The organism is Botrimarina mediterranea, assembly GCF_007753265.1.
Lineage (GTDB): Bacteria > Planctomycetota > Planctomycetia > Pirellulales > Lacipirellulaceae > Botrimarina > Botrimarina mediterranea.
In genome coordinates this window covers 2784353-2797236 of sequence record NZ_CP036349.1, presented here as the reverse complement: position 1 = coordinate 2797236, position 12884 = coordinate 2784353, and the positions used below count along the sequence as shown (strand labels likewise).

General features: G+C 65.2%; 9 protein-coding genes. 3 read left to right on the top strand and 6 right to left on the bottom strand.

What is annotated here, in order from left to right; translation table 11 throughout:
• Window positions 1-25: 25 nt before the first annotated feature.
• Window positions 26-1192, top strand: coding sequence for a pilus assembly protein TadG-related protein (locus Spa11_RS10930; protein ID WP_145112113.1), 1167 nt, complete (start codon window positions 26-28; stop codon window positions 1190-1192).
• A 53-nt stretch (window positions 1193-1245) separates the two neighbouring features.
• On the top strand, window positions 1246-1677 hold the full coding sequence (locus Spa11_RS10925; protein WP_145112110.1) for a TadE family protein: 432 nt from the start codon (window positions 1246-1248) through the stop codon (window positions 1675-1677).
• Between the two features lie 23 nt (window positions 1678-1700).
• Here Spa11_RS10925 and Spa11_RS10920 read toward each other — a convergent pair whose 3' ends face one another.
• The 4 genes from Spa11_RS10920 to Spa11_RS10905 all read right to left on the bottom strand — a co-directional run bounded on the left by Spa11_RS10920 (window position 1701) and on the right by Spa11_RS10905 (window position 6107).
• Window positions 1701-2372 (bottom strand): PEP-CTERM sorting domain-containing protein, encoded by a 672-nt coding sequence (locus tag Spa11_RS10920; RefSeq protein ID WP_145112107.1) that lies wholly within the window; start codon window positions 2370-2372, stop codon window positions 1701-1703.
• A 93-nt stretch (window positions 2373-2465) separates the two neighbouring features.
• The gene (purB, locus tag Spa11_RS10915; RefSeq protein ID WP_145112104.1) at window positions 2466-3896 is read right to left on the bottom strand and encodes an adenylosuccinate lyase; all 1431 of its coding nucleotides are present in this window, start codon (window positions 3894-3896) and stop codon (window positions 2466-2468) included.
• A gap of 122 nt (window positions 3897-4018) precedes the next feature.
• On the bottom strand, window positions 4019-5428 hold the full coding sequence (locus Spa11_RS10910; protein ID WP_145112101.1) for an HD domain-containing protein: 1410 nt from the start codon (window positions 5426-5428) through the stop codon (window positions 4019-4021).
• Window positions 5429-5606: 178 nt separating this feature from the next.
• Window positions 5607-6107: a hypothetical protein gene (locus Spa11_RS10905; RefSeq protein WP_145112098.1), complete on the bottom strand. Its 501-nt coding sequence runs from the start codon at window positions 6105-6107 to the stop codon at window positions 5607-5609.
• 242 nt (window positions 6108-6349) lie between these two features.
• Between Spa11_RS10905 and Spa11_RS10900 the strand changes: the two genes are divergently transcribed.
• Window positions 6350-8782 carry an alpha/beta hydrolase fold domain-containing protein gene (locus Spa11_RS10900; protein ID WP_197529909.1) on the top strand — a complete coding sequence of 811 codons (2433 nt, stop codon included), beginning with the start codon at window positions 6350-6352 and terminating at the stop codon, window positions 8780-8782.
• 43 nt (window positions 8783-8825) lie between these two features.
• On the opposite strand, the gene Spa11_RS10895 is transcribed toward Spa11_RS10900, so the two are convergent.
• Window positions 8826-10871 carry a hypothetical protein gene (locus tag Spa11_RS10895; protein ID WP_145112092.1) on the bottom strand — a complete coding sequence of 682 codons (2046 nt, stop codon included), beginning with the start codon at window positions 10869-10871 and terminating at the stop codon, window positions 8826-8828.
• Between the two features lie 192 nt (window positions 10872-11063).
• On the bottom strand, window positions 11064-12860 hold the full coding sequence (locus Spa11_RS10890; RefSeq protein WP_145112090.1) for a vWA domain-containing protein: 1797 nt from the start codon (window positions 12858-12860) through the stop codon (window positions 11064-11066).
• Window positions 12861-12884: the final 24 nt, after the last annotated feature.

Here is a 12884-nt window from a genome sequence, read left to right as displayed (position 1 = left end):
TCTAGTCTTTCTCGGGAGAGTCCCCATGCGCCACCACCCACTCTTGCCACGCCAGACGCGTGGCCAACGGCGCGGCGCCATTACGGTGCTCGCCGCGCTCTTCTCGATCGTCATGCTCGGCATGGTCGCCTTCAGCGTTGACGTCGGTTACATCCTCTCGGTGAAGGAGGAACTGCAACGCACCGCCGACGCCGCTGCGATGGCGGCCGCGTGGGAGATGGCCTCCGGCATGGCGGACGAGCTGCCGGCCGACGCCGCGGTCCTGGCGGGCCGCGCCGCCGCGGCGAGCGTCGCCTCGACCAACATCGTCGGCCGCGTGGCGCCGCAGATCGACTCGAACTATGCGAACACCTCGAGCGGCGACCTGGTGTTCGGCTACCTCGCCGACCTCGGCGCCCCCGACGCGATGGAGACCAGCGACTCCGCGCTGTTCAACGCCGCCAGGGTAAAGATCCGCCGCGACGAGACGCTCAACGGCGCCGCGCCGCTGTTCTTCGCCAGCGTGTTCGGCATCCGCACGCAATCACTCGAAGCCGAGGCGACGGCTGGCTTGGTGCGGAACGTCGGCGGCTTTCAGGCCCCGTCCGGGGGCGGCAACATCGACCTGCTCCCCTTCGCGCTCGACCGCCAGACGCACCTCAGCTGGCTCGCCGGCAATGGCTCCGATTCTTACAAGTACAACGAAGCGACCGGCGCCGTCACGAGCGGTTCCGATGGCAAGGTCGAGGTCAATCTCTACCCGCAAGGGACCGGTTCACCGGGCAACCGCGGCACGGTCGATATCGGCGGCGCGAACAACAGCACCAACGACATCGCCCGACAGATCCTTTACGGGATCAGCGCCGCCGACTTCGCGGCGCTCGGCAAGCCGCTTGTGTTCGACGAGAACGGCGAGTTGACGCTCAATGGCGACACGGGCATCAGCGCCGGCGTCAAAGACGAGCTCGCCGCTATCAAGGGGAAGCCGCGGATCATCCCGATCTTCAGCAAGGTCGAAGGCCCCGGCAACAACGCGATCTATACGATCGTGGCTTGGCAGGGAATCCGTATCGTCGATGTGAAGCTGACCGGACCCATGAACAAGAAGCACCTGACCATCCAGACGGCGCCCGTCCTCGCGACTGGCGTTGTGCCCACGACCGTGGCCGGGACGAGCTATCAGGTCTACTCGCCAGCGGTGCTTCTCCAGTAGCCGCTGCGGCTTTGACTTGACGCCCCCACACCTCTAGCAGTGGCACCCCTCGAATGTACGCCAACCGGCCACGCCCTCGCCGCCGTTCACGCCAAACCGACCGCCGCGGCGCCGCGGTGGTCGAGTTCGCGATCGTCGCGCCGTTGTTCTTCCTGATGATCCTCGGCTGCATCGAGATCGGCCGAGCGCTGATGGTGCAGCAGGTGCTAGTGAACGCCTCGCGGGTCGGCGCCCGTGAGGCGGCGACCCTCAACGGCACCTCGGCGGGCGCCGTCACGTCCGCGGTGAATTACGCCGCCGGCGCCTCGGTGCCGGGCGTCACCGCGACGGTTTCGCCAGACCCGGGCACGGCCAAGGGGGGCGACTTGATCACCATGACGCTAACGGTCGATTTCCTCTCCGTCAGCTGGAGCCCAACGCCGTGGTTCCTCGGCGGGCAAACGCTGACGGCAACGTCCGTGATGCGAAAAGAAGGGTTCAACTGATTGCGCCGCGGTTCGACGCGCGGCTAGTTTTCGTGGGCTTTCCGACGCACGAACCAGCCCGGCAGGATGGCGATCATGACGCTTGCCGTCGTCCCCGGTTCTGGGATCAGCGACCAGCGGGCGTTGACGAATCGGACGATCTCTCGGTCTCCAGGTCCAGGCCCGGTGTCCACCAAGAGCATCCCGTCCGCGTTGATCGGCGTTACCCCGGGATCCTCGATGGACTGCCGGATCGCCTCCAGCATCGCTTCGATCGACAGCGGGAAAGTTGTGGGGTCAAGCGTCCGCGGGATGGTGATCACGGGCACAACTTCGTTTCCCACTAGTACGTCGACGCGTATCTGGTCCATCGTTGAGGCGCCGCTCGTCGCCAAGAGACGTCCGATCACGCCGACCGTTGGGTGTTCGCCCGCGCGTTCACTGGAAACATGGACCGGTATCGGATTATTGACGTAGAGGAATGACCAGCCCGTGGATGGCCTGGCGGTGGACCGACGCAGGTCTTCGGGGCGCAGGTCGAAGCGGATCGTGATTTCTTCACCAGGCCTGAAGAAGGCGCTGGGGTCGATGGAGACGTTGGCGGTGGCCTGTAGCTGCAAACCGGTGCTCGGGAGCGTCGCCGCACAACTCTCAGAGGCATCGACAGCGATGGCTAAACTCACAATGGCCGCCACCAATGCTCGCTTGCATGGCATCGTTAGAACCTTTGGCAGAGGAGCAGGCCCGAACTTCTGTGAAGGGAGTATAAGCGATCGCAGGCGTGGTGAACACGAAACGATGCGGCGTCTTTAGACACGCAGCTCTTCGCCTTCGGCAGCCCGGTCAGCGTAGCGCTCGCGGATGGGCGCGACGACCTCGGTGAGGAACTCGTCCACCTGCTGCGGCGCGCGGCCCACGAGTTGCGAAGGGTCGGCGATGCTGCCGAGGTCGACGGCTTTGAAGGCGTCGTCGCTGCGCAAGCGATCGAGCAAGTCGTTGGCGCCCCCTTGTTGTTTGACAACCGCGCCGGCGGCTTGGCTGTGTTGGCGGATTTTTTCGTGGAGGTCTTGGCGGTCGCCGCCCGCTTTGACGGCTTCCATCAGCACGTTCTCGGTGATCATGAACGGCAGCTCTTCGCGGAGGTTCTTGGCGATCACCTCGGGGTAGACCACCATGCCGCGCGCCACGTTCTCGTAGATCACCAGCACCGCATCGACGCCAAGGAACGCCTGCGGCAGCGAGAGCCGGCGATTGGCCGAGTCGTCGAGCGTCCGCTCCATCCACTGCGTGGCGTGCGTGGCGGCGCCGTTCTGGGCGAGGCTCATCACGAACCGCGACAGCGCGCCGATCCGCTCGCTACGCATCGGATTGCGCTTGTAGGGCATCGCCGACGAACCGATCTGGTGCTCTTCGAAGGGCTCTTCGATTTCCTTGCGCATCGCCAGGATGCGGAGGTCAGTCGTCGCCTTGTGAGCGCTCGCGGCGATCCCCGAGAGGCAGTCGAGCACCTGGGCGTCGACCTTTCGCGGGTACGTCTGGCCCGTTACCGCATAAGAAGCGTCAAAGCCCATCTTCTCGGCGACGCGTTGTTCGAGCTGGCGGCACTTGTCGTGATCGCCCTCGAAGAGCTCGAGGAAGCTCGCCTGCGTGCCGGTAGTCCCCTTCGTGCTGCGGGCCTTGAGCGTCGCGATGCGGTGCTCAACTTCGGCGAGGTCAAGCGCCAGGTCGTAGCACCAGAGCGTCGCGCGCTTGCCGACAGTCGTCGGCTGGGCGGGCTGCAAGTGCGTGAAGCCGAGCGTCGGTAGGTCGCGGTGCTTCTCGGCGAACGCGGCGAGGGCGTCGATGACGGCCGCCAAGCGGCTGGCGACGAGTTCCAGCGACTCGCGGATGACAATCACGTCGGCGTTATCGACGACAAAGTTGCTCGTCGCGCCGAGGTGGATGATGCCCTTCGCATTGGGACACGCGTCACCGTACGTGTGGACATGAGCCATCACGTCGTGACGGAGCTTCTTCTCGTAGCCCGCCGCGGCGGTGAAGTCGATGTCATCGACCTTCGCCCGCAGTTCGTCGAGCTGCGCCGCGGTGATCGGCAGCCCCAACTCCGCCTCCGCCTCGGCGAGCCACACCCACAGCCGCCGCCAGGTCGAGAACTTCTTCTGCGCTCCCCACAACGACGCCATCGGGCGCGAGGCGTAGCGCGAGATTAGGGGGTTCTCATAAACTTCGTGGTCGGGCATCGTCTGGCGGGACAAAAGGGGGACGCGGATTTTCACGGATTATTAAGGATCAACGCGGATTGGTCTCAGCTTGGATCCGCGTCGATCCGCTGAATCCGTTGACATCCGCGTCCCGTTCTTCTTTACATATTTGTTAGATCGTCTTCGCTCCGGCTGCCGACAAGCGCGTCGAGCGCTTCGCCAACCGCGGCGGCGTGTTCTTTCGGGTGGTTCTTCTGCAAGTAGACACGGCAAGCGCGGTGGGCGACCGGCAGCTGGCGGAAGAGTTGATCGTCGGTCAGCGGATAAACCTTGCCCGTTGACGGTTTGAACTGATAGTTCTGGCCCGCCGTTGCAGCCAGCGCGTCGGGCCGGTAGATGTGGCGCGGCAAGTCGATCTGCATCGGCAGGTCTTCGATATCGGCGGGCAGGCGGCTACGGATGGCGTGCTCCAACAGGCCGGCGTCGCTGAACAGGCTCGACTGTTCCGACTCGCCGGGGCGGTACGTGACGTTGCGGTCCTCGACCGCGATCCAATCGACCTCACGGCCGAGAATGCGTTCCCAACGCGGTGCGAGCAGTCGCTTCTTGGCGTCGCTCGACTCGGCCCAGCGGCTCACGTCGATTAGCAGCGACCACTCGGTGAACCGGCAGTAGTCGTCGAGCCGCTCACGGGGGTCGTGGGGGAACAGCAGCTCACGGCTATCGACGAAGATGTCGCGCAACGTCTTGTCGATCGCCCGCACGGTGCGATGGAAGTAGACGGCGCGGAACAGCTCGCTCTTCGTCTGGACGAACTTGATCAGGGCCGAAAGCCCCTTCTGGTGGATCGTCAGGCCGCGGTCGCTGAAGAAGCTGTAGCGCAACAGACGTTCGAGGTCGTACGCCCGGGCGCTGTAGCCGGTCATGTAGGCGTCGCGGAGGACGAAGTCCATGCTGTCCACGGTGTAGAGCCCGCAGAAGAGGCTCCGCAGCAGCACTAGCCAGCGCGGCCACTCGCTGGAGTCGTCCCGCTTGGGACGCTGAATGAGCATGGCGACGTGCGCCGGGTCGATCGACTCGCCCGCCTGCATGCGGCCGCTGGGGCACTCGTAGATGCCCTCGAGCAGCTTCGCCAGCTCGTGCTCAATGATGAAGGCGCCGAGCGTCTCGTGCGTCAGGCCGTAGTGCGGCTTGAGGAAGTGCTCGTCGAAGAAGTGGCCGAACGGCCCGTGGCCGACGTCGTGCAGCAGGGCCGCGGTGCGGCAGAGGCAATCGACCGCCTTGCGACTAGGAACGTCCCCCTTACAGACGTCGTGCAGCGATTCGTAGAGCGTCTCGACCGCCCGGCTCGCCATGTGCATGGCGCCGATGACGTGCTGGAACCTCGTGTGCTCGGCGGACGGATAGACCCACCAAGCGGTCTGGAGTTGGTGGATCTGCCTCAGCCGCTGGAGCCACGGGTTGTCGAGCAGCCGGCGTTCGCTTACTTCGCCGTCGGGCACGACCGAGACGAACGGCACGTAGCCATGCACCGGGTCGTGAACGAGGCTTTCGCGGGTGAAGTCCTTCATGCCGGCGATTCTCGCCGGTTAGAAGCTCACCGCCAAGACGCCGAGGGCAGCTAATGACCAATGACCAATGACCAAGTCCCAATGACCAATGAGGCACCGCCGCACAAGCTCATCCTGATTACTGACTCCTGGCCCCTTCCATTGGTCATTGGGGCTTGGACATTGGTCATTCCGCCCCTCATCGGCAGTCGACCGCGCAGAACCAGCTTCTCACCCGGTCGTCCCCCAATGCGTGGTAGAACATCCACGGCACGGCGGTGGCCACGCCGGCGACGCAGAGTTTGACGGTCCAGGCGGCGAGGGCGGGATCGACGCCGGACCAGAGCCGGTAGCCGACCGCCAGGGCCCCCGCCACAACAAGGGCGGGCATCACCACCATGTTGATCGTGCCCGTCGCGGCGGCGAGTTGCCGGCACGCCCGCCACGCCGAGACGACCCGTCGCGGCAGGGCCAAGCCTAGATACGCGGCGCCGCCCCCCAGGCCGAGGAAGAAGACGGCGTCGGTGAAGTCCTGCACGCCGCCGAACCAGAGGCTCGCCGCGCGGATGAAGCAGACCGCCGAAACGAGCCAAGCCAGGGCGGCCGTCGCCCGGACGATCGGCGGGGCGAACGCCGTCGCCGTGTGGTGTTTCTTGTTAGAAGTCCGTCGGGGGTGTTGAATCGCGGGCGGATCGGGCATCGGACACGTCCTCAGAGGGTCAGCTCAAGGGCCAGAGGGTCGGTCAGTGGTAGCGGATGTAGCGGTCGGGGTAGCGGCAAGCGAACGTCGCGCCATTGATTGGCGGCAAGCGGCTGCCAGAGGTTTGACCCCCGCGAGCCGCGCCCGAAGATAGTTAGTAGTGCTCCTCGACGAAAATCGCCCGCTGGCGAACCGGTGGGGCCCGCCGCCCGCGATCTGTTATGGCCTATCTAAAACGTACCTTGCGTTTTCCCCCCGCGCCGGCGGTGAAGACGCTTTGGCGTTTTTGTCTGGCCGGCGCCGCGTGCCTGCCGCTCGCCGGCTTTGCGGCCAGCCTAGCGACAGCCGCGACCATCCAGATCAAAGACGGCCGCGTCCTCGTTGGCGAGTTGGGCGAGACAAGCGGCGTCGCCGAAGACCCGCTGGCGCCCAATACCGCCTCGGGCGGAACCAACCTCAAGTCGATCCTCGTCGTCGAAGACGGCCTACGGCGCACGTACCTGCACAAGACGGCCGTCCGTGAGGTGCTCGATCAGCGCGGTGAACCCACGGTCAAGATCCGGGTCTGGCAGAACGACGCCAAACGCGGCGCATCGCTGGGGGTGATCGGTGCGCCGTCGCGGGTCAGCCCGTTCGACGACCATGGCCGGCGGATCATCGAGTTGCCGAGCGACAAAGGCCCGATCTCTGTCATCCAGGGCGTCACCGAGGTCACCCCGGTCTACACACGCGTGCAAGGCCTCCGCGCCGAGCCCCGCAGTTACATCTGGGACATGCGGTTGGCGACCAGCAGCCTGCCGCGCGAAACGCTGAGCACAATCCTGACGGGCGCTGTCGCACAAGACGACTTCGACCAGCGGATGCAGGTCGTGCGGCTGTACCTGCAGGCGGAGCGTTACCGCGACGCGGCGCGGGAACTTGAAACCATCCGCAACGACTTCGCCGGTCGCGCGGGCGTTGAGGCCGAGGACATCGACGACAACCTGCGGCGGCTGCGTGAGCTGGCTTCGCGGACGCTGCTGGCGGAGATCGAGCTGAGGCAAGCGGCGGGGCAACACCAGCTGGCTCGGTCGCTGCTCGAACGCTTCCCCGCCGACGGCGTCGCCGGCGACACGCTGCAACGCGTGCGCGAGCTTCTCGACGACGACGACGCGACACGCGACCTCCGCGCCGACCTGCTCGATCAACTCGAACGCACCGTCGAGGGCTTGCAAGACGAAGCGACGCGTCGCGTCGCGGCGATCATTGTCGCCGAGATCAAGCAGCGGCTCAGCTCGGCCAGTGAAGACCGCTTGACGGCGTTTCGGCAACTGGCGACGGGCAACGCCCTCGGCGCCGAAGAACTCGCCGCGGTGGCGATCAGCGGCTGGCTGCTCGGATCGAACAACGCGGTGGACTCGCTGCCGGGCGCGTTGCAGCTGGTGCGGATTCGTGACAATATGCGGCGTTACCTCTCGACGCGCGACGCCCAGGCTCGCGACGCGGTCTTCTTGACGCTGCAAGACGCCGAGGGCGCCGAGGTCTCGAAGATCGCCGAGCTGGTCGCCCGGATGGAGCCCCCGCTGCCGCTGGTGGACCCGGTCGATAACGAATCCGAATCCGCCGCATCGCCACCCACCACCGGCGCCGTGCCCGGTTACTTCGAGCGTTTTGTGAAGGTGGGCGACCGCGAGGTCCGTTGGGTCGTGCAGCTGCCGCCCGAGTACGACCCGCTACGCAGCTACCCGACGATCGTCACGCTGGGCGACCTCGGCGTCGCGCCGGAGCGGCAGCTCGACTTCTGGTCCGGCGGCGTCCGCGAAGGGATTGGCCGGGTCGGGCAGGCGACGCGGCACGGCTATGTCGTCGTCGCGGTCGAATGGGCTTGGAGCAATCAACTCCGTTATGGTTATACCGCCGAAGAGCACGCGGCGGTGCTCGCATCGCTTCGAGACGCGATGCGCCGGGTCGCTATCGACCCCGACCGGGTATTCGTCACCGGGCACGGCGCCGGCGGCGACTTGGCGTGGGACCTGGCGCTCGCCCACCCCGACTTATGGGCGGGCGCCCTCCCCTTCCTCGGCGTCGCCGATCAGTACTGTGCGTGGTATTGGAAAAACTCCGAGTTCGTCCCGTGGCGCATCGTGCTCGGCGAACTCGACGGCGACAAGATCGCCCGCAACGCGCGCGAACTCGATCGCTACCTGCGTCCTCGGAACGATACGACCGTCGTCGAGTACCGCGGACGCGGTTACGACCCGCTGTCCGACGACCTCCAACTCGCCTTCGAATGGATGAATCGCAAGCGTCGTGGGCCCCCGCCCGAAGAGTTCGAGTGCTTCACGATGCGGCCGTGGGACAACTTCTTTTGGTGGATCGAGGCCAGCGGCCTCCCCGAGAAGTCGATGACAGCTCCAGCCGAGTGGCCCCCGGATCGCGGCGTCCGCGCGGCGTCGATCCGTGGCCGCAAGTTCAGCGGCAACAAGCTGGGCCTCTACACCGGCGCTGAGAAGGTGACGGTTTGGCTCTCACCCGAACTCGTGAACTTCACCGAACCGATTGAGATCGAGCACAACGGCAAGCGGCTCGTCGCCCGTGACGAACGGGTACAGCCCGACCTGAAGACACTGCTTGAAGACGTGCGGACGCGGGCGGATCGGAAGCGGCCCTATTGGGCGAAGGTAGAGTCGCCGTAGATCCCCCCTCCGTTTTAAGGAGGGGGACTATCGCAGGCGAACTCTATCGTTGGTTCTGCGCAACCGACGCCGCCGGGCGGTCGCCTTCGGGCGCCTTGCTCAGCACGACGCCGCTGATCAGCCAGCCGTCGTCTTCGCTGCGGACGCTGCGCGCCGAGGGGCCGAAGTACCGGCGGGCCAGTTCGAACGACGGCAGACGGTCGCCTTGGACCTTCTGCTCTCGCTCGGCGCCGACTTCGCGTTGCTCTTCGGTGGTCATCATGCGGTTAAGCAACCGGCCGAAGAACGTCTGCGACTTGGGCATCTTGCCTTCGCGGACAAGTTGGTACGTCGGACGGAACGCCTCGTCACTGCGGGTAAAAGTCCAGACGCAGCGATCGCCGGGGGCGATATCGGCGAGGGCGCCGATCGTGGCCCGCATGTCGGGGCTGTGCGAGAGCGACTCGCCCGCCGACACGCCGAACACCGCCTGACGGAGGAAGTCGGCGTCGGAAGCGATCGCCAGCCGGCCCTGGTGGAGGCAGACGGCGGCGCGTTGCAGGACTCGCTCTTCACGCTCGCCTTGGACCGGCTGAACGGGCTCGCCGAGCGGCGCCAGCGGGTCGAGGTCGTCGTGCCCCAGGGCTTGATCTTCGGGAACCATTTCCCAATAGGGAACGCCCTCGATCTCCTTCTGTTCGGCGCCGTCGCTATAGAGCCAGCGGTCGATCGGCTCGCGGAGGGCGGCTTCATCCTTGACGTCGATCACGAGCAGGTATCGCTCACACTTGGGATCGATGGGAAGCGTATAGTCGGTCATCACGACCGCCCGTGTACCGAAGTACGGGAGGATGTCACGCTTGACGTTGATCTTGGGTCCGTAGGGGTCCTTCTCAAGTCCGGTAAGAACGTTCTCGAAGGCGCCCTTGTAGCCGGCGAAGGCGTCGAAGGTGGACGGTAGGTGCTCGAACACATTCTCAACATCGACGTGCAGGGTCTTGTAGGTCGCCACCTGGCGTGGCGCCCACGGCTCGACCGGCGGGCTATCGGCCGAGAGACGTTCGGCGGAGTTCGGGAGTTCGAGCATCCGCATCCCCCCCTCGTACCGCTGGTCCGCTGGCTTGCCCGCGGTCCCTGGCTTCGGGGGCGCGAAAACGAAGGTATGGTGCACGAAGTCGCGCTCCGGCGACGTCGCAACGCTTACTAAGCCGCCGATGCCGGTAATGGCGTCAAAGCCTTGCTCGGCGAGGATGGCTAGCGTGTCTTTCTTGTCCGGCAGCACGCCCTCGGTTATGGCGTCGCGGGTAGCGGCTTGGTACTCGAATGGCGCGAGATACCAACTCAAGTGGGTCTCGGAGCGACCGGCGGCCTTGCGGGCCCGGGCTTGGGTTTCTTTGTAGGCCGCCACGTTTGCGAGCACCTCTCCCGACTTCTGACCGCGGAGACGGGTGAGTAAGTCGGCCGCAACCTGTTGGCTCTCGGTGACGCCGACGTAGCCCCCTTGGTGGAAGACAGCGGCGGTTCGCTCTGTTAGGTCTGCCTGCTTATCCTCCGGGAGAACATAGATCGTAAGCTCGCCCGCGGTGGACCGCTTGGCGCCGCGTTGCGTTAAGCGTTTGTCGATACTTGAGAGCAATGACTTCGCTTCGGCGTCACGTCCCGTTGCGTCGACCAGTGCGGCGAGCGTCCCGCGTTGGTTCTTGACATTCGACTTCACGACGCCGACGGCCACCTCGCCGGTGGCGACGTTGCGAAAATCGTCGATCGTCACGCCGAGACGCTGCTCCAGCGAGCCGAGCTGTCCGCTCATCCGCCTGCGGACCTGATCAACGAACGGCTTCATCGTCGGGTCGGACGTAAAGCGGCCGGCTTGGGTCCTTTCCCACCGCTCGCCAAGATCGACGGCGTCCTCGGCCGCAGCGAAGCCGACGGTCTCCGCGGGGAAGATCTCAGCGGCTTTCGGCGCAGCCCAAGCCGCAGCGGCTGACGCCACCAAGGCAACGGTCAGTGCGACCGGGGCGAATCGATTCAATAAACAAACGGCGTTCAGCGAAGCAAGGCGCATGTGAACAGCGACTCCGGGGGGAGAGGCGTCAGTTGGGAGCGACAAGGTGGACGTCTCCTGGTTTATCGGTCGGCGTCGCTAGCGGGTTGTACCGGCGTTGCCTCGTCTCGGTGTTCCGCAACGGGCGCCGCGTCGGTCTTCGCCGGGTATGCCGCCGATCCCGACAGCGGGGCTGTGACCGGTTGGGGAAAGTTTACCGCCCCTCCCTCTGGGTGGCTAAGGGCCAACTCGGGACCCCTATCCCAGCACTTCCCGACGTCGCGACACGTAATCCCAGACCACATAACGGTCTAAATCCCGTCCCGCGGTGAAGAAAACCCGGCCCCGAGTCGACTCGGCGAGCCGATACGCGAACCGCACGTCCTCTTCGGTTTGCGACCAACTCGGCAGCAAGAAGAGATTGATCGTGATCCCTTCGCGGGCGCAGAGCATCCCCTCCCGGAGCGTCGCGGCCTCGGTCCTGGGGTCGGGGGGGTAGAGGAGGTAGAGCACCTCTCCCTCGAAGTGAGCTGTCGGCAGGCCGTCGGTGATCAGCACAATCTGCCGGTTAGGCGTGTCCTGCACAGCGAGTTGACGGCGGGCGATCGACAGGCCGTGTTGGAGGTTCGTGAAGTGCGGCGGGACCATCTGCTCAGAAATATCGTCGCGGCTCATGTCGGCCCGCAGCTGCACCACCGGGTTGTTGATCGTCACCGGCTTGGGCATCAGCGACAGCAGCTTGCCTGGCTCGACCGGCTTACCAAACGAGTAGCACTCGACGAACGACAGGAAGTCGCCGGGGAACTCGCTCCTGAGCAGCCCTTGCAGCGCGAGCGCCATCCGCTTGACGTTCACGTACTGCCCGTCGTAGCGCATCGAGCCCGACATGTCCATCACAACCGAGGTGGCGGCTTTGGGCGTGTTGCGCGTTTTGTGGACGACGATGTCATCGGATCGAAGTTGGAAGTGGGAAGTTGGAAGTGGGAAGTTTTTTGCGGTTGAGTCCGATTCACTACTTTCCGACTTCCCACTTCCCACTTCCAACTTAGCGCCACGTTCCGCGTGACTTCGCAGAATCGCGTTCGTGAACGTAGAGACGATGTCCATATTCGCCACCGAGTCGCCGAACTCGTACGGCCGGGTGCGCTGCGTCTCGACAGCGCCTTCGCCGGTGAGGTCGGCTTGGTGGCGGCCGGTGCGGCTGGCCTGGAGGTCGCTGAACAGACGCTGGAGGAGCTTGTTCTGGAAGACGCGATGCGCTTTTGGCGTGAGCTTAAAGGCGCCGCCTTGCTTGGACTGTTCGAGGCCCTGGCGTTCGGCGACCTCACGCAAATAGTCCTGCACTTGCTGCTGCAACTCGGAGAGACCTTCGACGTCGCCCGGCTCGGCGAACTCGCTGAGCAGGTCCATATCGATCAGACCGATCTGCGCTGTCTTCGCAGCCTCTTCGAGCTGCTTGAGCAGTTCGTCGATCTTCTCGAGCTCTTCCTTGACCTCCAGCGCCTGTGGCACGGTCATCGACTCGGCGCCGGTGAAGACGTACTTGGCGATCAATTCTTCGATCTCGTACTTATCGCCCATCCGATCGAGCAGTTGGACAAGCTGCCGCGCGAACGGCGAGCTGTCGTCGCCGGTGGCGTACCATAGGCGCTCCAGGTCGCGGAGCTGCTCGGTCTTGATCGCTTGGCGGAAGCGGTCGGCAAACTCCTTGGGCGGCTTCACCTCCGCCGCGGCGCCGTGCAGCGCCTTGTGGGCGCGCTTGCGGGCCTTGCGGGTCTCGAACCGCTCCAGGATCTTCCGCTTGCGTTCCTCGAGCATCGCCTTCAGCGCGTCGATGCTGGGCCCGAGGCCGGCGATCTGGGAGGGGTCGAGGCGGATCGCCCGTGCCATTTCTTCTTCGGTGAGTTCGCGGCGTTCGCCGAACATGAGGGCGTGCTCGAACGCCGCGGAGACCATGTCGGGCCCCTCCCCCGGATCGCGGGGCGAGGGGAACCGCATCGGGTCGTACTTCTGGTACGTGTGGATGACGCCGCCGAGAGTGTCGCGATTGGCCATGCCCCTGCCCTGTCCTGTGTCCGT

Coding starts and splice junctions, on each gene's coding strand:
- Spa11_RS10930 (WP_145112113.1), top strand. CDS start 26: ATGCGCCACCACCCACTCTTGCCACGCCAGACGCGTGGCCAACGGCGC.
- Spa11_RS10925 (WP_145112110.1), top strand. CDS start 1,246: ATGTACGCCAACCGGCCACGCCCTCGCCGCCGTTCACGCCAAACCGAC.
- Spa11_RS10920 (WP_145112107.1), bottom strand. CDS start 2,372: ATGCCATGCAAGCGAGCATTGGTGGCGGCCATTGTGAGTTTAGCCATC.
- purB (WP_145112104.1), bottom strand. CDS start 3,896: ATGCCCGACCACGAAGTTTATGAGAACCCCCTAATCTCGCGCTACGCC.
- Spa11_RS10910 (WP_145112101.1), bottom strand. CDS start 5,428: ATGAAGGACTTCACCCGCGAAAGCCTCGTTCACGACCCGGTGCATGGC.
- Spa11_RS10905 (WP_145112098.1), bottom strand. CDS start 6,107: ATGCCCGATCCGCCCGCGATTCAACACCCCCGACGGACTTCTAACAAG.
- Spa11_RS10890 (WP_145112090.1), bottom strand. CDS start 12,860: ATGGCCAATCGCGACACTCTCGGCGGCGTCATCCACACGTACCAGAAG.